The 20,776-nt window shown below is 64.4% G+C and carries 14 protein-coding genes and 1 tRNA gene; 5 read left to right on the top strand and 10 right to left on the bottom strand.

The window, feature by feature from the left end; translation table 11 throughout:
- Positions 1 to 264 precede the first annotated feature (264 nt).
- Together P9A16_RS14395 and P9A16_RS14390 are read left to right on the top strand one after the other, a co-directional pair.
- Positions 265 to 984, top strand: a complete 720-nt coding sequence (locus tag P9A16_RS14395) for a helix-turn-helix transcriptional regulator (protein ID WP_024270964.1) — start codon at positions 265 to 267, stop codon at positions 982 to 984.
- A gap of 125 nt (positions 985 to 1,109) precedes the next feature.
- Positions 1,110 to 1,517, top strand: a complete 408-nt coding sequence (locus tag P9A16_RS14390) for a response regulator (protein WP_024270963.1) — start codon at positions 1,110 to 1,112, stop codon at positions 1,515 to 1,517.
- 125 nt (positions 1,518 to 1,642) lie between these two features.
- Here the strand turns inward: P9A16_RS14390 and rirA are convergent, their stop codons facing one another.
- Positions 1,643 to 2,104 (bottom strand): iron-responsive transcriptional regulator RirA, encoded by a 462-nt coding sequence (gene rirA / locus P9A16_RS14385; RefSeq protein ID WP_024270962.1) that lies wholly within the window; start codon positions 2,102 to 2,104, stop codon positions 1,643 to 1,645.
- Positions 2,105 to 2,283: 179 nt separating this feature from the next.
- On the opposite strand from rirA, the gene P9A16_RS14380 reads away from it, so the two are divergent.
- Positions 2,284 to 3,327 (top strand): Fe(3+) ABC transporter substrate-binding protein, encoded by a 1,044-nt coding sequence (locus P9A16_RS14380; protein ID WP_024270961.1) that lies wholly within the window; start codon positions 2,284 to 2,286, stop codon positions 3,325 to 3,327.
- A 58-nt stretch (positions 3,328 to 3,385) separates the two neighbouring features.
- Here the strand turns inward: P9A16_RS14380 and P9A16_RS14375 are convergent, their stop codons facing one another.
- The 3 genes from P9A16_RS14375 to P9A16_RS14365 all read right to left on the bottom strand — a co-directional run bounded on the left by P9A16_RS14375 (position 3,386) and on the right by P9A16_RS14365 (position 7,180).
- Positions 3,386 to 4,462, bottom strand: a complete 1,077-nt coding sequence (locus tag P9A16_RS14375; protein ID WP_037408173.1) for a M48 family metallopeptidase — start codon at positions 4,460 to 4,462, stop codon at positions 3,386 to 3,388.
- On the bottom strand, positions 4,452 to 5,543 hold the full coding sequence (locus tag P9A16_RS14370) for a YjgN family protein (protein WP_023515359.1): 1,092 nt from the start codon (positions 5,541 to 5,543) through the stop codon (positions 4,452 to 4,454). Before P9A16_RS14370 ends, P9A16_RS14375 begins: the two co-directional genes overlap by 11 nt.
- Positions 5,544 to 5,683: 140 nt before the next feature.
- On the bottom strand, positions 5,684 to 7,180 hold the full coding sequence (locus tag P9A16_RS14365; protein WP_023515360.1) for a CoA-acylating methylmalonate-semialdehyde dehydrogenase: 1,497 nt from the start codon (positions 7,178 to 7,180) through the stop codon (positions 5,684 to 5,686).
- Positions 7,181 to 7,285: 105 nt separating this feature from the next.
- Between P9A16_RS14365 and P9A16_RS14360 the strand changes: the two genes are divergently transcribed.
- Positions 7,286 to 8,167, top strand: coding sequence for a LysR family transcriptional regulator (locus P9A16_RS14360; protein WP_023514578.1), 882 nt, complete (start codon positions 7,286 to 7,288; stop codon positions 8,165 to 8,167).
- 3 nt (positions 8,168 to 8,170) lie between these two features.
- Here P9A16_RS14360 and bcsN read toward each other — a convergent pair whose 3' ends face one another.
- From bcsN to P9A16_RS14330, 6 genes are all read right to left on the bottom strand, one after another.
- On the bottom strand, positions 8,171 to 9,121 hold the full coding sequence (bcsN, locus tag P9A16_RS14355; protein WP_023514577.1) for a cellulose biosynthesis protein BcsN: 951 nt from the start codon (positions 9,119 to 9,121) through the stop codon (positions 8,171 to 8,173).
- A gap of 7 nt (positions 9,122 to 9,128) precedes the next feature.
- Positions 9,129 to 11,087, bottom strand: a complete 1,959-nt coding sequence (locus tag P9A16_RS14350) for a hypothetical protein (protein ID WP_023514576.1) — start codon at positions 11,085 to 11,087, stop codon at positions 9,129 to 9,131.
- Entirely contained in the window at positions 11,084 to 13,441 is a 2,358-nt protein-coding gene (locus P9A16_RS14345) for a cellulose biosynthesis cyclic di-GMP-binding regulatory protein BcsB (protein ID WP_024270960.1), read from the bottom strand. The genes P9A16_RS14350 and P9A16_RS14345 overlap by 4 nt, the downstream gene beginning before the upstream one ends.
- The gene (bcsA, locus tag P9A16_RS14340) at positions 13,434 to 15,695 is read right to left on the bottom strand and encodes a UDP-forming cellulose synthase catalytic subunit (RefSeq protein WP_245290405.1); all 2,262 of its coding nucleotides are present in this window, start codon (positions 15,693 to 15,695) and stop codon (positions 13,434 to 13,436) included. Before bcsA ends, P9A16_RS14345 begins: the two co-directional genes overlap by 8 nt.
- A 454-nt stretch (positions 15,696 to 16,149) precedes the next feature.
- A tRNA-His gene (locus P9A16_RS14335) sits at positions 16,150 to 16,226 on the bottom strand.
- Between the two features lie 150 nt (positions 16,227 to 16,376).
- The gene (locus P9A16_RS14330; RefSeq protein WP_024270958.1) at positions 16,377 to 16,826 is read right to left on the bottom strand and encodes a phasin; all 450 of its coding nucleotides are present in this window, start codon (positions 16,824 to 16,826) and stop codon (positions 16,377 to 16,379) included.
- 243 nt (positions 16,827 to 17,069) lie between these two features.
- On the opposite strand from P9A16_RS14330, the gene P9A16_RS14325 reads away from it, so the two are divergent.
- Positions 17,070 to 20,762, top strand: a complete 3,693-nt coding sequence (locus P9A16_RS14325) for an ATP-binding protein (protein WP_023516718.1) — start codon at positions 17,070 to 17,072, stop codon at positions 20,760 to 20,762.
- The last annotated feature ends 14 nt before the right edge of the window (positions 20,763 to 20,776 follow it).

The following is a 20,776-nucleotide window of genomic DNA, read 5'->3' as shown; positions in this document are numbered from 1 at the left end:
TGGATAGCGGCGACGCCGGCGTCGTGCCATAACGGGACATCGAGGCAAGAGGGACTGTCCTTCGCTGTTTCACCCTGTGGCGGCGGGGCGAGACGACAAGAGCGAAGGGCAGTCCTTCTTTCGTTTCTTCCTTTGTTTTCAGCACCTTGTTCGAACGGCCACAAAAAAGTGGACCGCCATCACGAAATTGTCCGGCAAAACCCTTTGCCGCCAAAGATTGTGGCGCTAGATTTGACGCGTGGAATCCCTGGGGATAGAGACCACGTGCCCGTCTTGAACAAACACTACCGGCGCTATGATTTCGAAAGCGATCTTGAGAAGGCTCTCAATCGCGTCGATTTCTTTCGCATTTTCCATACCTTGGCGCTGCGCTACGGTTTCGAGCATTTCGGAATCCTGCAGCTGGCCAACGAACACGAGACGAGCCACCTTGCGGGCCGCCTCGTGCTGCACGACCTGCCAGCCGGCCTTGCCGAGGCCTATGACAAGCGTCATCGCCTGAACGATTCCGCCATCTTCAAAAGCTTCTACAAATCGACCATCCCGACCGTGTGGCTGAGCGATGACCCGGTGGAGAACGGCGCGGTCGGCAGCGGCGACTTCCTCGAGCAGATCGGCTTCGACATGGCGCTTGCCATTCCGGTCCACTCCATCGGGGGCATACGGTATGTGGTGCTCTTCCTGGGCGACGGCGAGGATATCGGCCGCAGCGCCCACTACGAGATCTGCTACGAGGCGAACTGCGCCTTCGACTACTTCTACCGCAAGGTCCTCGCCAACAAGGCAGGCATGGGTCTGACGCCGCGCGAGACGGAAATCCTGCGCTGGATCTCCTACGGCAAGACGGCAAGCGAGATCGCCCTCATCGTCTCGGTTTCCGAGCACACGGTGAACTCGCACACGGCTACGATCCTGAAGAAACTCGACGTGGTGAACCGTACGCAGATGGTGGCAAAGGCAATCCGCGAGCAAATTATCCAATAATGCCGCAAATCAGGTCCGCGGCGTTACCGATAGCAGAGTTAGGGACTTGTTAATGCGTGCCGCGTGGATGAGAGTAGCCGCGGCTTCCGGCCAACCATTCGATGCAATCAGGTTCACCCACCACTATGACCGCAACCGTGCATATCCTGCTTGTCGATGACGACCCTGCGGAAAACGTCATCCTCAGCGCGCTGATGCGCAAGGTGACAAGCTATGCGATCACCCTTCATTATGTAGAGACGGTGGAAGCGGCGCTGGATTTCATCCGTGCTGACGGGGTGCGGCTCGACATGATCCTGATGGACAACCGGCTCCAGCCGCAGGCGGATTTTCGCGAGACCGTGCCGGAACTCCGGCGCAACGGCTACATCGGCCCGGTCGGCGTCATTTCCTCCTCGATAAGCGATGCCTATTTTCAGAAGATCGACGATTACGGCGTCGACTTCCGCATCGACAAGGCCGAGCTCGACCCGACAGCCGTCGAGTTCATCCTCAGGGAATATGTCAGGCAGGACACAAGCGCCGGAGAGTAACCTCCGGCGTCTGGTGCACTTTCAGAAATTTGTGAAATGGATATGCCGCCAGCGCGATACCAAGCTGGAGGCGCCGGGCGTTGCACCCGGCGAAAAAAACGGAAAGGCCCTGTCTTGGGCCTCACTCAGGCGGCGGGCTGCCGCACGGCCGCATTTTCCAGGCCAAGCAGCATGCCGATCTGCGGGCGGGCCTTGACCAGATCGTCGATCGTATATTGCTGCAGCACTTCGAAGAAGGCGTTGAGCGCCTTGCGCAGCGCCGAATTGAGGCCACAGCTATCGACCAGCGGGCATTCGATCTCCCCCGCCTCGAAACATTCGGCCATGGCGAAAGAGTCCTCCGTCACACGCACGACGTCGAACAGCGTGATCTCCGCCGCCGGCTTCGGCAGACGCACACCGCCGTTGCGGCCGCGCACGGTCTCGATGATGCCGGCCCGCGTCAGCGGCTGGAGGATCTTGAACAGGAACAGCTCGGATACGCCATAGGCCCTGGCGATTTCCGGAACGCGGCTGAGTTTGTCACCATTCGCCGCGCAGTACATCAACATGCGCACCGCATAGTTGGTTTGTTTCGTCAGACGCATCGGGAACTCCGAATCCGGTTTTCTAGTCCGCACACATATAGGACACTTCGCTATTTAGAACAATTCCAAAAAGCGGAAAATCACATTCATGTTATGGCGGGGATCGCACGGTTGACTGCGAGGGGCAAGCCGTTAAACACGACTTTAGCAGTTAAGAATAAATGCACCAGGAGGACCCGATGCAACTGCTTAAGACGTCTCTTGCCGCCCTTGCCCTCTCGACCGCCGGTCTGGCCCTTGCCGCACCCGCCTTTGCAGATGGTGAAGTCAACATCTACTCCTACCGTCAGCCGGATCTGATCAAGCCGCTGCTCGACGAATTCACCAAGGAAACCGGTATCACCACCAACGTGCTCTTCCTCGACAAGGGTCTGGTGGAGCGCATCCAGGCGGAAGGCGCGAACTCGCCGGCCGACGTCATCCTGACGGTCGACATCGCGCGCCTGACGGAAGCCAAGGAAGGCGGCGTCACGCAGCCGGTCCAGAACGACATTATCAACAAGGACATCCCGGCGCAGTACCGCGATCCGGATGGCGACTGGTTCGGCCTGACCACGCGTTCGCGCGTCGTCTACGCGTCCAAGGATCGCGTCGCGCAGAACGAGATCACCTACGAGGAGCTTGCCGACCCGAAGTGGAAGGGCAAGATCTGCACCCGTGACGGCCAGCACTCCTACAATATCGGCCTGATCGCCTCGATGATCGCCCATCACGGCGAAGCCGAAGCCGAGAAGTGGCTGACCGGCCTGAAGAACAACCTCGCCCGCAAGCCCGACGGCGGCGACCGCGACCAGGCCAAGGCGATCCTCGCCGGCGAATGCGACCTCGCACTCGGCAACTCCTACTATGTCGGCCTGATGATGACCAACGAGAAGGAGCCGGAGCAGAAGGATTGGGCGGCAGCCATCAAGGTGTTGTTCCCGAACACCGCCGACCGCGGCAGCCACGTCAACGTCTCCGGCATGGCGCTCGCCAAGAACGCTCCGAACAAGGACAATGCGCTGAAGCTGATGGAATTTCTGTCGGCCGGCACCGCGCAGAAGATCTATGCCGAGCAGGTCTACGAATACCCGGTCCTGCCGGGCGCCGAGCCGTCCGAGGTCGTCAAGTCCTTCGGCACGCTGAAGCCGGATGCCCTGCCGCTCGTCGACATCGCGGCGAACCGCAAGAAGGCATCCGAGCTGGTGGACAAGGTCGGCTACAACGACGGCCCGTCGCAGTAACAGGAATGCCTCCCAAGGCCAAACCAGGAAACGGCGGCTCTCGGGCCGCCGTTTTCGTTCATTGCAGGTCCGGATCCGACTGGCCGGAGATGATCCGGCTGTAGTCGATGATATCCTTCTTGCGCTGCGGCGTGCCCGGATGGGTGGAGAGGATGGTGGTATCCCCCTTGTCGCCGAGTTTTTCCTCCAGGAGACCGAAGAAGCGGGCGATCGCGGTGGGGTCATAGCCGGCCTTTGCCATCAGCTCGACCGAGCGCCGGTCGGCTTCGGCCTCCGCACCGCGCGAATAGGAGAGCGCGAGGAGGCCACCACCTTGCACCAGCACGTCCTCGACCGCCGAGCCGACGTCGCCGGCAATCAGCATGATGAGGCCGGTCATGCCGGCGGCGCGATAGAACTGGCGCAGGCTGTGCTCCAGCTCGACATGGCCGATCTCGTGCGCGAGCACACCGACGATCATCTCCGTATCGCCACCTGCCAGTTCGACGAGCTGGTCGGTGAGGACGAGCGTGCCGTCCGGCAGCGCGAAGGCATTCGGTCCGATCAGGCCGCCATCACGGAAATTGAGGGTATAGGCCCCTGCCCCGCGCGGCGACTGGGCAGCGATGCGGGCAAAGCCGTCGGCGATCTCCTTGCGGCGGCCGTCCGGCAGCTTCGTCGGCGAGAAGGTCGTCTGGTCGAGCGCTTCGAGCGTGCCCTGCGCCATCAACTGCGGCACGATCGGCGGCGTGGTGAGGATGGCGACCTCGACGAGCGCCGGCACGCCCCAGCGATAGACCACGCCACCCAGCACGAAGGCGGCGAGCACGATGACGATCAGGCGGAGCCGGAACTGCTCCAGCCAGTGCACGAGGCCGGCGCCCCCCTTGCCGCGCGCGGCAAGATAGCGGTCGATGCCGTCATTGTCCCAGGTCTCGAAGACCGAGCCGTCCGGAAAGGTCACCCGGCGCGGGATGGCCCCGACGCGGCCGGAAATCTCGACCCAGGAGAGGCCCGCGCCGGCAAGCGGCTTCTCGCCGCCGACCGGCACCGCCGTGATCTCCCCGGCCCGCTCGACGAGGCGGGCCTCGACCGAGCGGCTGGAGCCGGCGGGATGCCAATCCCCGCCGGCGATGGTGGCATTGTCAGAAGCCAAAGTCGAAACCTTCAAAGTCCATGAACTCCGAGCCGACGGCCGAGCCCTGCGCCTCGATGCGGCTGAACAGCTCGCCGACATCCCCCGTGAAATGGATGCCGGTGTGCTCCCAGGTATAACGCGCCATGCGCACCGCCGCCCAGGGCCGCATCAGGCCGAGGGTTAGCAGCGTGACGATAACGTTGGAAATGGCGATCCAGGTGTAGCGGGTGCGCGAGATGTCGCTCAGCATGCGGTGCTGGCCGTCGAAGGTGGTCGCCGACCAGGCGATGTTGCGCACGCCCGCGCGATAGAAGAGGCCTGCAATGCCGAAGGTCGCGAAGAGCACGATGTAGCCGATGACCGCGCTGATGACGAGCGGGATCTGCTGTTCCGGCGTCAGAGCGCCGGGCGTCTCGATCATCGGCAGGATCAGCGAGAGATTCATGAAGACGATGAGCGCGATGATGCCGAGGCCGACCAGCGCGATGAGGAACGACAGGAGCCAGGACTTGTAGAGCGGGCCGAGCTGCGGGTCGGTATCGAAGGCCTTGCCGCCGTAGCGCAGGTTCGTGCCGACATAGCGCGAGACCCAGCGGCTGGCGAGCGGCGTGAGGATACCGATGGTGATGACGGCGAGCAGGCTGCCGAGAATGAAGGCCTTGAACGCGCCGCCCGCACCGCCGACGAAATCGAAGCGAACATTGCGGTAGCTCGTGACACGTGCGCTGAAGCGCAGGCCCTTGGCGACAAGCCAGGGCAACGCGATCAGAACGACGAGCGTCGGCAGCAGGACGAGAATCGGCACCAGCGTCGCAATCACGTTGAGCGCGATAAAGGCACCGAGAACGATGAGGCGGCCGATGAGGATCTGCAGACCCTTCGCATGGTATTCAAAGGACCGGCCAAGCAGCACGGTATTGCCGTAGAAATAACGATTGCGCCGGACCTTGGCCCAGGCAGAATAGATGCCAAGCGTGATGATCGTCAGCAGCACATTGACGATCCAGATGCCAAAATATTCCGACGCCTTGCCGGTAAACGTGATGCGGTGAAAACCGCCCGCCTGTCCCGCGGGCGCAGCAGATGCTGCGAATGACATATCGTTTGCCCCTTCCGAATGCATAGACACGAGGGCTTAACGGGCCGGGATCGATGGCTATTCTTCGCAGGGCACAAAAAACTCGCAATGCAAAAAGGGCCCCCTTGCGGGAGCCCTTTCAATCCTTCCGGCGGGACGGATCACTTCATCGTCGGCATGACGAATTCGGCGCCGTCCTTGATGCCCGACGGCCAGCGGCTGGTGACCGTCTTGGTGCGGGTCCAGAACTTGATCGAGTCCGTGCCGTGCTGGTTGAGATCGCCGAAGGACGAGGACTTCCAGCCGCCGAAGGAGTGGTAGGCAAGCGGAACCGGGATCGGAACGTTGACGCCGACCATGCCGATGTTGATGCGGCTGGCGAAGTCGCGGGCCGCGTCGCCGTCACGGGTGTAGATCGCGACGCCGTTGCCATATTCGTGCTTCATCGGAAGGTCGAGGGCTTCCTCGTAGTTCTTGGCGCGAACGACGGACAGGACCGGGCCGAAGATTTCGGTCTTGTAGATTTCCATGTCCGGCGTGACGTTGTCGAACAGGCAGCCGCCGACGAAATAGCCGTCTTCATAACCCTGGAGCTTGAAGCCGCGGCCGTCGACGACGAGGTTGGCGCCTTCTTCCACGCCCTTGTCGATGAGGCCGAGGATACGGGCCTGGGCTTCCTTGGTGACGACCGGGCCCATGTCGGCCTTGTCATCGGTGTAGGGGCCGATGCGCAGGCTCTCGATCATCGGCGTCAGCTTCTCGATCAGCCGGTTGGCGGTTTCCTCGCCGACGGGGACGGCAACCGAGATCGCCATGCAGCGCTCGCCGGCCGAACCGTAGCCGGCGCCCATCAGCGCGTTTGCGGCCTGGTCAAGGTCGGCATCGGGCATGATGATCATGTGGTTCTTAGCGCCGCCGAAGCACTGGGCGCGCTTGCCGTTGGCGGCAGCCGTGCCATAGACGTAACGGGCGATCGGCGTGGAGCCGACGAAGGAGACGGCGGCGATATCCGGATGCGCCAGGATGCCGTCGACCGCACCCTTGTCGCCGTTGACGACGTTGAGGATGCCGGCCGGAAGGCCCGCCTCGATCATCAGTTCGGCAAGACGGATCGGCAGCGACGGATCGCGCTCGGAGGGCTTCAGGATGAAGGCGTTGCCGCAGGCGATAGCGGGGGCGAACATCCACATCGGGATCATGCCCGGGAAGTTGAACGGCGTGATGCCGGCGCCGATGCCGACCGGCTGGCGGATCGAATACATGTCGATGTTCGGGCCGGCGCCTTCGGTGAATTCGCTCTTGGAGAGGTGCGGAATGCCGATGACGAATTCGCAGACTTCCAGGCCGCGGATGACGTCGCCCTTCGAATCCTCAACGGTCTTGCCGTGCTCGCGGGAGATCAGAACGGCAAGCTCGTCCATGTTCTGGTTCAGAAGCTCGACGAACTTCATGAAGACGCGGGCGCGGCGCTGCGGGTTGGTGGCGGCCCACTTCGGCTGCGCGGAAAGCGCGCTGTCGATCGCGGCCTGCAGGTCGGCGTCGTTGGCAAGTGCCACCGTCGCCTGGACTTCGCCCGTCGCCGGATTAAAGACGTTCGCGGTGCGGCCGCTGGTGCCGGCGACCTTCTTGCCGTGGATGAAATGGCCGATCTCGTACATGGGGAGCTCCTCCGTTGGTATGAAGAGATCATCGCACTTCAATTTGCACAACTCAATCACCTTGGATAAGGAACCGTTGTGCAGAAATTAAAGTCGGAGGCAGAAATGAACTGGGATGACGCCCGCATGTTCCTGGCGGTGGCCCGTACCGGGCAGCTGCTTGCCGCTTCCCGCCGCCTCGGCGTCAACCACGCCACGCTCAGCCGCCGCGTCAGCGCGCTGGAGGAAGCGCTGAAGACGCGGCTCCTCATCCGCCGCACCAATGGCTGCGATCTCACCGCCGAAGGCGACGCCTTCTTTCGCGCGGCCGAGCGGATGGAGACGGAGATGCTCGCGGTGCAGGCGAGCATCGGCCGTATCGATACGGCCGTCGCCGGCACGGTGCGCGTCGGGGCGCCGGATGGTTTTGGCGTGTCGTTTCTGGCACCTCGGCTCGGGCGGCTGACGGCGCGGCATCCGGAACTGAAGATCCAGCTCGTGCCGGTGCCGCGCTCCTTCTCGCTCTCCCAGCGCGAGGCCGACATCGCCATCACGCTGGAACGGCCGGAACAGGGACGCCTCGTCTCCTCCAAGCTGACGGACTATACGCTCGGCCTCTATGCCTCGCGCGCCTATCTCGCGGAGAACGGCACGCCGCAGGGCGTCGAGGACCTCAAAGCCCACCGGCGTGTCGGTTATGTGGAGGACCTGATCTTCACCGCCTCGCTCAATTTCACCGGCGAGATCATGCGCAGCTGGGATGCCGGCTTCGAGATTTCCAGCGCGACCGGCCAGACGGAGGCGGTGCGTTCCGGCGCCGGCATTGGCATCCTGCACGACTACATCGCCCGGCAGTATGACGAGCTCGTCCGCCTCCTGCCCGGCACCGCCATCCGCCGCGCCTACTGGACGACCTGGCACGAAAGCGCGCGGGATCTCACACGCGTGCGCACCGTCGCCGAATTCGTGCAGGAACTCGTACAGCAGGAGCACCACATCTTCTTGTAGGCGTCAGTCGCCCGCGGTCAGTGCGGCGGTCTCGGGCATCGGCACCAGTGCGCTTTTCGCCCGGGCCGTCTGCGCGCCTTCCAGCGTTTCCACCGGCTTTTCAGAGACGGCAACCTTCACCTTCTCCTGGCCGGCCTCGCCCGGGAGCGGCACACGCACGGCATTGCGGATGACGGCCGGCTCTTCGGCCCGCTTCTCCTCCACGAGCCGGCGTTTCGGCGTGCGGCGCGGCACCACGCCGTCGTCGACAACCGCCACAGGCTCGGCGCGCACCGCGACGGGCTGGCTGCGCAGGACGCCGCTGCCGCCGGCATAGCGCAGCATGTCGAAGGTCTGGTCCGTCACGGGCTTCAGCCGCATTCCCGCCATCAACGCGGCGATGCGCTCTTCCGGCATGGAGGGATGGCAGAAGCGCAGGCGTACCTGCGCGGAATAATTGCCGTCTCCGAGACGGCCCATCGCCGTTTCGCTGAGCGGCGCCGTCCGTTTGGCGAACTGCCAAGCATAGAGGCAGCTGCCGGAGGCGCCCAGCGGACCCGTCGCATAACCATAGATGCCGTGCGTGTTCTGGCCGGCGGCGGCGTTGATCCTCATCGCGACATCAGGCAGGGCCTGCCGCATCTCGGCGAGGATCGCCCGTCGCGTCGGCGCGCGCAGGAAGGAGACACCCTCGGAGGGCGTGCCGACCCGCACCGTCAGCACGTTCTCGCCGGCAGAAGCCGTCGCGTTGGAATAGACGATCGCCTGCTCGAAGAAATCGCCGCGTACCGTCTGGCGCACGCTTTCGATACGTCCGGAGATCGACGGCAGGTAGGCAGCGGCGAATTCCGGCGAGACCTCCGTCGAGATCGGCGGCGCGTCCGGACGGATGGATCCGGTTTCGAGGAAGGGGTCGTGCACGGCGGTGCAGCCCGTGGCGAGGAGCGGAAGTGCAGCGAGAAACAGCCAGCGCATGAAGAACCTATCGGATGGGAGCCGTGGAGACGGCGAGGCCGCGAGCGGCCGCCGGATCATAAAGATGCATGTTGAGCCGCGCGAAGACCGCCTGCGCCTGGCCACGATTGCCGAGATGGTAGTAGGCCCAGCCACGCAGCTGGCTGAGATCCGCCGGTTCGGCGACGAGGCTGGCCCGAGCGTTCAACGCATCGAGCACACGCTGATACTGCTTGTGGTCGAAGGCCGAGCGGGCGCGCTGCCAGTAGATTTCCGCCCGGACCTCACGGTCCCGCTTTTCCGCCAGCGGATAGAGGCCGACCATCGCCTCGGCATCGTCGGTCAGCCGGCCGCGCAACAGGGTCAGCGCCGCGCCATAGGCGGCGTCCGCCTGGGTGCGGCTGTTGCCGAGCGCCGCCTCAAAGGCGTTGCGGGCCTCCGCGAGCCGGTTCAGCTCGAGATGGCACCAGCCCTTGATCAGCATGGCATCGGCAGAGATTGTGCCGCGCGCCTCCAGCGCGGAAATCTCCTTGATGCAGGCGCTGAAGCGCTTCGCCTTGAATTGCGCGAGATAGCCGGTGCCGCCGCCAGTCGCCGTCGCGACAGGCATCTCGACGGCGACGCTGCGCCGGCCCTTCGGCGGTGTCGCGACCTTTATCTCGGCCCAGATTTCCGGGTAGACTTCGCGGTATTCCGCCTCCAGCGCCGCATAGTCCTTCTTTGCAGCCAGACGCAGCAGGCTGAGGGCAAGGCCCTTGACGCGCACCGGCGCGCTTTCCCAGTCGAGTGACTTTTCAAACCAGGCCTTCGATGCCTCGTACTGCCGGGAGTTGTAGGCATACCAGGCGAGGATTTCCGCATGGTCGGCATTCGACGTCGCGAGGATGGCGTTGCTGTAGGCGGTGACCGTCTTCACGTCCGCGTCCGGCTGGTCGGGCTTGGAAAAGCGCAGAGACAGCGCATTCATCAGGAATTCGGGATCGGCGGAGAGGTCGTCGACATAGTCTTCCGCGACGGCATAGGCCGCGTCCTGCTTGTTCTGCGCGGCAAGCGAGAGGTAGAGGCCCTTGGCGTTCTCCACATCGCGACGCTTGGCGAGCGCCGCCTTGAACCAGCGTTCGGCATTTTCAGCCGACTTGAGTTTCAGGTCGTACCAGCCGAGCAACGACAGGTCTTCGAGACGCTTGCCCTTTTCCGCCACCGCACGCAGCCGGCCGACCTCGCCTTCGGCAATCGGCGCCTGGCGCTTTTCATCCGCGTTGAAGTCCGCGACGTCCTTGCGGGTGAGGTCGAGTTCCACCGGCTGCAAGCCGGCCTGCAGCAGCGGCGAGGTCGCCAGCACGTTCATCGCCTTACGCACGTCCTCAGCCGGGAAATCCCGCGTCGATTTCTGGAGGGTGGTGAGGATCTGCTGATCCGGCAGGCGCCTGTCGCCCTCCCGGAAGAGCAGGCCACGATAGGCACCCGCCAGCGCATCCTTGGCGCCGGTCTGCGCATAGGCGTCGAGCAGCATCCAGACGAGATCGACTTCCGTCTCGCCTGCGGGGTCGATGGCCTTGCCAGCCTCGATGACGCCCATCCAGTCCTTGCGGGCGGTCGCAGCCATCATCTCGACGCGCTGCTTGCGGCGGGCAAGCTTTCCGGAAAAATCCGCACTCGGCACCCATTGCGGGTTTTCCGAACGGCGGCGGCCGATTTCGGCCTCGATGCCGTTAAAATCGTTCTTGTCGTAGAGCGTCCAGAGAGCGCTTTCATCGACCTGCCGGGCGGCGGGCGAATAGACGTCGGCAGGCACGACGAAATCCGGATATTTCAGCCGCAACCGGTTCGTCTCGGCCTCCAGCCGGTCCTGCTGCTTCTGCTCGGCATAATAATAGAGCGCGGCCAGCTCGACCTCGCCGGGGCCGGCCTTTGCATCGGCCGCCAGCGCCATCGATGACAGGGCCGGGGTGCCAAGCAGCAGGGTCGCAAGGAAAAGCGTTCTCATCGGTCGGACCTCACGCCCTTTTTCGGCACCGTCAGGCCGAGCCAGGCGGCGAAGGCACCGAGGCAGGCAAGCACGAGCAGCACATAGATCTGGAAATTGTCGGAGAACCACGCCGCCGCGACCCGGCGCAGGTTGCCGGGGCTGCGGTCCGAAAGGTCGGCGATGTAACGATCCGCGGCCGGCAGGCTGACGAGCGAAAGGCTCGCCGTCTCGATCGCCGCGGTACCACCCTGAAGATCGCGCCAGACGGCGGGCTCGACGAGCCGGTTGACGCCCGCCTCCACATCCCGTGGCGCATCGGCCTTGATGACGGTCCAGGTGGCCAGCCCATCGGGCGAGCGCATCTGGGAAAGCGTTACCAGAGAGCCCTCGCCGTGGGGTGCAAGCCGCGCCTCGTCCTCGCCTTCGTAGTTCAGCCAGCGGCCGAAACTGTTCGTCGCGGCGGCAAGCCAGAGCTGCGCCCGGGCGCCGAAGGAAAGCTCATCCTCCCCCGCCGCCGTGGAATCGTGGAAGGCCTGCAGGAGATCGGCGGTCTCGCTACCCGTCGCAGCGCCGCCGGATACCGAGGCGGTGACGACCGCGTCGGGTTTCAGGAGATCGGCGACCGACGCGCTGATATCGTCCGCAGTCGGGAAGGCCGCTTTGTCCGCCGGCCCGAGTTCGGCGAAATCGTTCTGCGAGGAGACGACCAGCGCATCCCGTCCGGAACCCTCGGCGGGCGTACCGATAGCGATCCGCGCGTTGAGCGGCGCGCGGGCGGAAAGAGCAAGCCGCGCGAGCATGGTCAACCCGGCGCCGACCGACTGGTGATCCGCCCGGTCGACGACGAGATCGAAGGGCTTGCCGCCGCCATAGGGATAGGCCTTGCCGGCAAGCGCCGCGAGATCGGGAAGCCGGCCGACCCGGGCAAGCGCGGGGACCTCGATGGCCGTCGTATCGAGCAGGATGAAGCGCGGCTTGCCGTCGTCACGCTCTTCCGGTCGGCAGGCAGTATCCGCCGCGGTCGGCAATTCGGCCAGCAGCTCTACGCGGTTGACGCCCGGGCGGAAGGCACGCAGCGGCAGTTCGATGCGCTTGCCGTCGAACTGCTCGCCTTCGCGGTTGCGGAAGGGATAGCTCTTCACGACCTTGTCGTTGACGCGCACAAGGAGCTGGGCGGTCTGTTCGAGGCCAGGCGAGGTGGCGGCGGAAAGGCGCAGATCGAGCGTCGCATATTCCGCCGGATAGAAGTCTGCCGGCATCTCCACGGCGAAATCGGTGCGCGAGAGGCGGCCGGAGAAGACGCGGGTCTCGTAGCCCGCCTCCCGGAGCGTGCGGCGCTCGCCGGCATCGACCGAAAGCAGGCCCCGGCCCTTCTCGAAGATGCCGGATTTGAGCCCGTCTGCCATCGGTCCCTTCACGGCGGCAAGCACCGCTGCATTGACATCGCCGAGATTGGCCGCACGCAATACGACCGCCGCACGCCCGGACGTGGCGCCGGCCTGTACGGACAGCCCGCGCGGGGCAGCAGAAAGGCCGAGCCCGGCAAGCGCGGCACCACCGCTGCGGTCCATCGCCATGACGAGGTCGATGCCGGGACCCGTGCCCGGCTTGTCCGCGATCGCTACGGTGATGTCGTCGCGATTCAGGAAAAGCACGAGGGCCTGCAGCACCGGCGCAACCTCGTTCAGCGCCTCGGCACCGGACGCGCCGGGAAGGACGACGCGGATTTCCGTGCGCTGCGCCGAATTGCGGCGAACGGCGAGCAGGTTGTCGAAATCGGTGAAGGGTGCGGCAACGCCGGTGGCAAAGCCGCTCAGCGCCGGATCGAGCTTCGTCCAGAGCTCGTAGGTCGCATCGAGCGAGCAATCCACGCGGTGATGCTGGCGCGCGCGGACCTGCACGACATTACGGCCGGCCCGGAGGTATTCCGGAGCGACGGCGATCCTTTGCGTCAGGGTGCCGTTCGGCGCGGCGATGGCAAAATTGCCGACATCCCGGCCGTTCACCTCGACATCCACCTTCGCCGTGTCGGGAAGCACCGAGACGGCGTTGATATAGGCAAGGTTCAAAGCACCGCCGGCGGAAACCTGCGGGCCATCCAGCTGGAAGGTAAAGGTCGCGACATCGTCCTCGCCGGCGAGCGTGAAGGCGCCGGCCGATTGCTCGAAGGGCACGAGCGTGATGGCCGCGGCGTTCTCCGCCGTTTTGGCCTTCTCGACATTGACCGGCCCGGGCAGCAGACCACCGGCAAGCGCCGTTCCCTCGAGGAGCGGCTTGACCACATCGGCGACCAGGCCCTCTGCCCGGCCGGAGGCGGCCGAAGCGACGAGAAAAGCAAGGCCGAGTGTAGCAAGGAGAGATGTCTTAGCCATAGGCCTGGGTTCCTGTGAGGACCGGCGGCAGATCGGCTGCACGGCCGGGGATCTTGGCATTGTTTTCCTTCACGACGATGGGAGCATCGGCGAAGGACTGGACGGCGCTTTCACGGATGAGGCCGGCGGAGTATCGCAAGGCACGCAGCGTCTCGCGGATGCTCCAGAGAGCGAAACGCGAGGTGCCCCAGAAGAAGCTGCGGCGCACCTGGCGACGGGCGATACGCTCCTGCAGTACCGCCTGGTCGGAATACATCAGCTCGGCGATCGCCAGGAAGGTTTCCGGCGTGCGCTCCTTGTAGGCGAAGCCATGCACCGCGCCCTCGCCGGCTTCGCGGCTGGAACGGCAGACGACGTCGAAGGTGATGACCTGGCCGGCGCGGCGAAGCTCGATCGTCGCCTCAAGCGGGTTCTCGAGATCGATCTCCGGCGCCTTCTCGACGAATTCCACCGAGACGCCGCCAAAGGAAGCATCCTGGATGATGACGTTGGAGAGCTTGCCACCGGCCTTCATCAAGGCGTGGCGCTTGACCGGCAGGCGCTGGTTGCGGCGCAGTTCGCGGCGTTCGGCGACGGCACCGAGGGCAGCGCCGGCAAGGCCGAGATTGATGAGGTTCCAGCCCGCCACGATCATCAGCAGTTCGGTCGCGACCGGTTCCGTCAGGAAGCGGTAGCCGGAATAGAGCGCGGCCGCGAGAAGCAGGAAGAAGATGATGAAATAGGGTCGTGCCAGCGGCGAGAGCATGCTGCGGTCGAGCGTCTGGCCCTTCGCCGTCACATTGAAGGTGGGCTTGCGCGGGTTGCGGATCACGCTGACGATCGAGCCGAAGAGCAGCACCGACTGGACGTATTCGTAGAGCTCGGAGACCCAGGGCCAGCGCACGCGGCCGTAGAGGTAGCTCTGCATGGCAAAGGAGCCGATGAGATAGGTCACCGCATAGGAGGCGAATTCCAGGATATTGGCCTGGTAGATCTCCAGCGAGAAGAAGATGTAGAGCAGCGGCGAGAAGACGAAGGCAAGTCGCGACAGCGGGAACAGCCAGAAGAGATTGATGCCGGCATAGCAGATGCGCTGGGCGAGCGTCAGCCCCTTGGCGAGGAACGGCCGGTTGAGGATCAGGATCTGCAGCATGCCCTGGCACCAGCGGGCGCGCTGGCCGATGAAGGACACGAAGGTTTCCGGCTGAAGCCCGGCGATCAGCGGCTTGTCGACATAGAGGCTGTGCCAGCCCTTGGAATGCAGCGCCAGCGCCGTTTCGCAATCCTCGGTGATCGACTGCCCGGAAAAGCCGTTCGCCGCGACGAGCGCCGCGCGGCGCAGCACCGCCGCCGAGCCGCAGAAGAACGAGGCGTTCCACTTGTCGAGCCCGCGCTGCAGGATCGAATAGAACATCTCGTTTTCCGAGGGCATGCGCGCGAAGGTCTGGAGGTTCTTTTCCAGCGGATCGGGATTGAGGAAATAGTGCGGCGTCTGGACGAGGAAGAGCTTCTTGTCCTTGCGGAAATAGCCGACCGTCTCGCGCAGGAACTCGCGCACCGGGGCATGGTCGGCGTCGAAGACGACGACCAGTTCGCCGTTCGACACCTTCAGGCCCTCGTTGAGATTGCCGGCCTTGGCATGGTCGTTCTGCTTGCGGGCATGATAGTGCACGCCGAGCGAGGCGCAGAGCGCCTTCAGCTGCTCGTGCCGGCGGATCGCCGCAATCGAGATGCGCGGATCCTTGTGGTTGCGCTTGGCCTCCGTGCCGCCGTCATCGAGCAGATAGACGTTCAGCTTGTCCTTCGGATAGCGCAGCGACTTTGCTGCCGCGAGCGTGCCGGCGAGCAGTTCCGGCTCCTCGTTGTAGGATGGGATGAAGACGTCGACAGTCGGCAGGCTCGCCGCATCGCCCTCCTCCGGGCTTTCGCGCTTCACCGGATCGGCCAGCATGAAGAAGCTGATCGCCAGCATGGCGAGGCAGTACATTTCCGCCAGATAGAGGACCAGGCCGGGAATGAAATTCAGCGGCTCGTAGATGCTCGGCAGCGTCTCGGTGGTGCGCCAGAACGCGTAGCGCATGGCGAGGATGCCGGCAAAGATGAAGGTGACGAGCCGGAAGGTCGCGCTCTTCGGGCGGGTCATCGCCAGAAACATCACGCCGAGCACGGCAAAACTCAAGATAAGCTGTGCCTGAAGGCTGATCGGCAGCCAGAGAAGGAACAGCCCGAACATGCCGGCGGGAATCGCCAGCCATTTGACGCACGTCATGTGCATTTGAAGAACCCCATTTGCATCGCGGCAGCGCGTCATGCGGACCGGTTCCGAACAGGAACGGGAGGACATTAGGGATCTATTGGTCAATGGATTCCTAATGGAGTGCCAAAACGGGAATGGCGCCAAAAGCGTGGTAAAGGAAGGGTTTACGCAGCGTCAGGGGTGGGCGGAAACAGGAGATTGCGGTCGTCCGGGCAGGCCAGGATTTGGCGGACGAAGAGCAGTGCCGACGGGAAGCCCGGCAACAGCTTCGAGCAGGCAGTCCCAACCATGGGCGCGTTCGGCGTGATCGACCCAGAAATCGAAAACCACCGGCAGCCGCTCCCGCGGCGTTGGGAGAAAGGGGAGGAACGACGGCGCCATGGTGCCGAAGCCGACTGCTGCGAATGAAGGGAGGGGGATATTCCTCTCTCCCGATAAGTCCTATCGAAAACAACTTATCAGGAGAGAGGAATGGTACGGTTGAGTGGGGTCGAACCACCGACCTCAGGTGCCACAAACCTGCGCTCTAACCAACTGAGCTACAACCGCACAAGGGCGCGTCAACCGCGCTTGGTGCGTCACATACGGGCAGTCGCACCATTTTTCAAGCCTTTTTTTTAAAGGCTTGCACAAACGAAAATGGCCAGACGATCGTCTGGCCATTTTATCACGACGTGGAAAACCGCGCTATCGTCCGTATCAGACGGTCTTGAAGGACTTCATGGCCTTCTCGGCGGCAGACTTGCCGGGAGCAGTGACCTTCTCGGCAACCTTCTTGGAGGTTTCCTGCAGGGTCTTGGCCTGCTCGACGGCGACCTCAGCCTGCTTGCGCAGGAAGGCGGTCTGCAGTTCGAAGAGTTCGGAAACGGACTTCACGCCGAGCAGGGCTTCCATGTGCGAAAGCGAATTTTCGGCATTGGTGCGCAGCGCTTCGATGGCCTTGAGACCGAGTTCGACGGAGCCGGCCTGGGCGCTTTCGAGCGTCGCTTCGACGGTCTTGGTGGCGTCTTCGGCAGCTTCCTTCATCTTGGCATAGGCTTCCTTGGTCTGCGCGGCGCCCTTTTCGGCGAACTCGCGGAAGCTCTCGGAGAACTTGCTCGGGTCGATGGACGCGATGGAGAATACGTCGTCGGTCTTCTTGGTAGCCATTGTCTGCGCTCCTTGGTTTGGCCCTCTCTAGAGGCGCCGTGTTCTTGGATGGCTTCTATATAGTCGATCCTCTTTTGCATTGCAACAAAATTGTGCAACGCACAAAAACCCACATGGCCGTTAACCCTTCTGCCTGAAAGCTCGGGGCTTTGCGGGCCAGGCGCTGGACCCTCCGCCTGTGCGTCGCTATTAATAAAGCGTTAATCGAAAGCCGGGACGCCGGAAGCCAGAACAGGCCTGAACATGTCCGCAAAACAGTATCCCTTTATCGACGTCGCCGTCCATGAACGGGTGCGCCTGCCCTTCGCCCGGGGCGAGGCGGTCGTGCTGTTTTCCAGGAACATGGCACGCGTGCTCTGGGCAAACGGCCGGGGCGCCGCCCTCTTCGGCCACGACAATATCTACGACTTCCTCGATGCCGGACCGGATCGCGCCGATGTGACCTTCCGCCAGCTGGCCGCGACCGCCCAGCAGGTGCAGGCGCCGGGCGATCGCCGTACCTTTCTGATGCGCATCGGCAGCGGCTTTCGCAGCGTGCCGGTAACGGCCGCCGTCGAGACCGTCACCATCCGCGCCGGCGACGACGCGATCCTGTTCAGCGCGCCCATCGGCACCGGACGGCAGGACCTGCACGAGACCGCCGCCGCCATGCTTACCGGGTTCGACGACCCGGACACGCACATGGCCGTACTCGACAGCGCCGGTGCGATCGTTGCCGCATCGGAGGGCTTCGGTAGCCTCTCCATCAGCCCGGAAACGCGCCGTGCCCTCGTCGAGGCCACCGGACGCAGCATCGAGCGCCTCGTCAAACGCCCGATCGCCACCGGCCGCGGCCATCTTCCCGCCGCCATCGGCCGCATCGCCACCGATCCGCCACTCCACCTGCTCTTTGCCGTCGAAACGATTCTCGGCCATCTCGACCCGGCAGACGACGCGGCAGAACCCGCCGCCGCAACGCCGGCAGCAGCCGCTGCGGACACCGATATTCCGACGCCCGCCTTGGAGGCTCCGGCAGAGCCCGAGCAGATCGTCGAGACGGCAGAACCGATTTTTGAAATGGAAACGATCCTCGCCGAGGACATGCCGGCAATCGAGGACGCCGCGGCGACGGGAAGCCCGGCTGAGATCATGGCCACCTCCGACGAGGGCGCCATTGAAGCCCCGGTTGCCGACGCTCTGCCGCAGGCTGAGGAAGCCGTGGAAAACATGCCGGACGCAATCGCCGGGCAAGAAGCCGTGGCGCATGCGGATGAGATCGCCGCCGAACCCGAGGCGGTTGCGGCAAGCGACGGCGCGGTAGACGGGAAGACAGCCGGCTTCACCTTCAATCCGCAGGGCCGGCCGATCCGTTTCGTCTGGAAGATCGACGCCGAGGGCCGGTTCAGCGAGATATCGGACGAGTTTGCCGCCGCCGTCGGCCCGCATGCCGCCGCCATCTCCGGCGAGCGCTTCTCCGACGTCGCCGCGCGCTTCGACCTCGACCCCGACGGCAAGATCGGCGACCTCCTGCGCCGCCGCGACACCTGGTCCGGCAAGACGATCCTCTGGCCGGCCGAGGGCACCAACCTCGTCGTGCCCGTCGATCTCGCCGCCCTGCCGACCTATTCGCGCAACCGGGAATTCGACGGCTTCCGCGGCTTCGGCATCGTGCGCATCGCCGATGCGGCTCCGGACTCGCATGCGCGCGGCCTGACGCTCGGTGTTACCGAGGATGAGCAGGCTGCCGAAATGGAGGAGGTCTTCGCCGAAGAAGCCGGCACCCTCCTGGAGAGCGCGGCCGAGGAGCTGGACGACACGGTCGAGCCGGCGGAAGACCTTGTTGCGGACGCTGCAGACACGCCTGCCGCGGTCTCCACCGTGCCCGAGGAGATCGTCCAAGCGGACGAGCCGGCTCCGACAGCGCAGGACGCCGACGAAACGGCCGCGACAGCGGCTGCCCCTGCTACCGAAGACGAGGGCACGCCGGCAGCCCCTCTTGAGGACGAACAGGACGCCTTCCGCGGCGAGCGCCCGGCGCTGCGCCTTGTCGAGACACCGGCACGCCGGCAATCCGACAAGATCGTGCAGCTCGAGACCCGGCGCAATCGCGGTGGTCTTTTCGACGGCCTTTCGACTGGCGAACAGGCCGCCTTCCGCGAGATCGCCCGCCAGCTCGGTGAAACCTTCGGCAAGCGAAAGCCGGAAGACCAGCCGCCGGCCACGCCCGTGGAAACCGCAAACGGTGGTGAACAGCTGGACGAAACCACCCGCGACAACCAGCCGGAAACGGTTGAGAACGAGGATACCGCCGTTGCGCTGGCAGCCGGCGAAAACGATACGGAAGTGCCCGGCCTCGAAATCGGCCCGCATGCCGACGATCTCCTGAGCGAGCCCCAGGCCGAGACGCGCACGGCCATCGCCCCACCGCGCCGGCAGATGGAGTATGGCCTCACTGCCCCCGTCGTCGATGTTCTGCCCGTTGCCCTGCTGGTGCATGTCGGCGACCGGCTCATCCATGCCAATCCGGAATTCTACCGCCTGACGGGGTATACGAGCCTTGAGGATCTTGAGGCATCCGGTGGGCTCGACATCCTTCTGGCCGGCCCCGACGAGGATACAGAGGATAGCGACGGCACGATGGCCCTGCGCCATGCCGACGGTGAAAACACGAGCGCCGTGCACGCCCGGCTCCAGTCGATCCGCTGGGAGGATGGCACGGCGCTGATGCTGGCGCTGACGCCGCTGCACGCGAGACCGGCCCTTTCGCTGGTCGAGACCGTACCGGCGCCGGCGGTCGAAACCGAGGAGCGCAATGCCGACCAGACGAGCGCCGCCGCGCTGCGCGTCGAGGTCAGCGAGCTGCGCTCGATCCTCGAAACGGCAACCGACGGCGTCGTCGTGGTCGGACAGGACGGCGACATCCGCTCGATGAACCGTTCGGCCAGCGCCCTCTTCAACTATGACGAGGACGAGACCCGCGGCCGGCCCTTCGCCATGCTGTTTGCCCATGAAAGCCAGAAGGCGGTGCTCGACTATCTCGCCGGGCTTTCCGGCCACGGCGTCGCAAGCGTGCTCAATGACGGGCGCGAGGTCATCGGCCGCGAGGCGAGCGGTGGTTTCATCCCGCTCTTCATGACCATGGGTCGCCTCTCTTCCTCCGCCGGTTATTGCGCCGTCATCCGCGACATCACCCAGTGGAAGCGCACGGAAGAGGAGCTGCGCAACGCCAAGCGGGCCGCCGAGACGGCGAATGCCCACAAGAGCGATTTCCTCGCCCGCGTCAGCCACGAGATCCGCACGCCGCTCAATGCCATCATTGGCTTTTCCGACATGATGGCGACGGAACGCTTCGGGCCGATCGGCCATCCGCGCTATATCGAATATGCCAATGATATCGGCCGCTCCGGCCGCCATGTGCTCGATATCGTCAACGACCTGCTCGATATTTCGAAGATCGAGGCGGGCGAGATGGAGCTGGAATTCACCGCCGTCGGTCTCAACGAGACGATCGCCGAGGCGGTCTCGCTGGTGCAACCCCAAGCGAATGCGCAGCGCGTCATTATCCGCACCTCGCTTTCGGCCACCGTGCCGCAGATCGTTGCCGACCTGCGCTCGATCAAGCAGATCGCGCTGAACATCCTGTCGAACGCCATCCGCTTCACCCTGCCGGGCGGGCAGATCGTCGTATCGACCGCCTATGAGGCGAACGGCAGCGTCGTTCTGCGCATTCGCGACACCGGCGTCGGAATGACGCGCAGCGAACTGGAGCAGGCGATGAAGCCCTTCCGTCAGGTGACGACCGGCGCGCGCAAGCGGGGCGACGGCACCGGCCTCGGCCTGCCGCTGACCAAGGCGATGGTCGATGCCAACCGGGCGAACTTCGCGATCAGCTCCACGCCGAACGAAGGCACGCTGGTCGAAGTGATCTTTCCTTCGCCGCGCGTGTTGGCAGATTGAACCGATTGGATTAG

The sequence above is a fragment of the Shinella sp. 838 genome, assembly GCF_029623935.1.
Lineage (GTDB): Bacteria > Pseudomonadota > Alphaproteobacteria > Rhizobiales > Rhizobiaceae > Shinella.
The sequence above is the reverse complement of the archived record's forward strand: the minus strand, read 5'-3'. Positions and strand labels throughout refer to the sequence as shown.

Coding starts and splice junctions, on each gene's coding strand:
- P9A16_RS14390 (WP_024270963.1), top strand. CDS start 1,110: ATGACCGCAACCGTGCATATCCTGCTTGTCGATGACGACCCTGCGGAA.
- rirA (WP_024270962.1), bottom strand. CDS start 2,104: ATGCGTCTGACGAAACAAACCAACTATGCGGTGCGCATGTTGATGTAC.
- P9A16_RS14380 (WP_024270961.1), top strand. CDS start 2,284: ATGCAACTGCTTAAGACGTCTCTTGCCGCCCTTGCCCTCTCGACCGCC.
- P9A16_RS14370 (WP_023515359.1), bottom strand. CDS start 5,543: ATGTCATTCGCAGCATCTGCTGCGCCCGCGGGACAGGCGGGCGGTTTT.
- P9A16_RS14365 (WP_023515360.1), bottom strand. CDS start 7,180: ATGTACGAGATCGGCCATTTCATCCACGGCAAGAAGGTCGCCGGCACC.
- P9A16_RS14360 (WP_023514578.1), top strand. CDS start 7,286: ATGAACTGGGATGACGCCCGCATGTTCCTGGCGGTGGCCCGTACCGGG.
- bcsN (WP_023514577.1), bottom strand. CDS start 9,121: ATGCGCTGGCTGTTTCTCGCTGCACTTCCGCTCCTCGCCACGGGCTGC.
- P9A16_RS14350 (WP_023514576.1), bottom strand. CDS start 11,087: ATGAGAACGCTTTTCCTTGCGACCCTGCTGCTTGGCACCCCGGCCCTG.
- P9A16_RS14345 (WP_024270960.1), bottom strand. CDS start 13,441: ATGGCTAAGACATCTCTCCTTGCTACACTCGGCCTTGCTTTTCTCGTC.
- bcsA (WP_245290405.1), bottom strand. CDS start 15,695: ATGCACATGACGTGCGTCAAATGGCTGGCGATTCCCGCCGGCATGTTC.
- P9A16_RS14330 (WP_024270958.1), bottom strand. CDS start 16,826: ATGGCTACCAAGAAGACCGACGACGTATTCTCCATCGCGTCCATCGAC.
- P9A16_RS14325 (WP_023516718.1), top strand. CDS start 17,070: ATGTCCGCAAAACAGTATCCCTTTATCGACGTCGCCGTCCATGAACGG.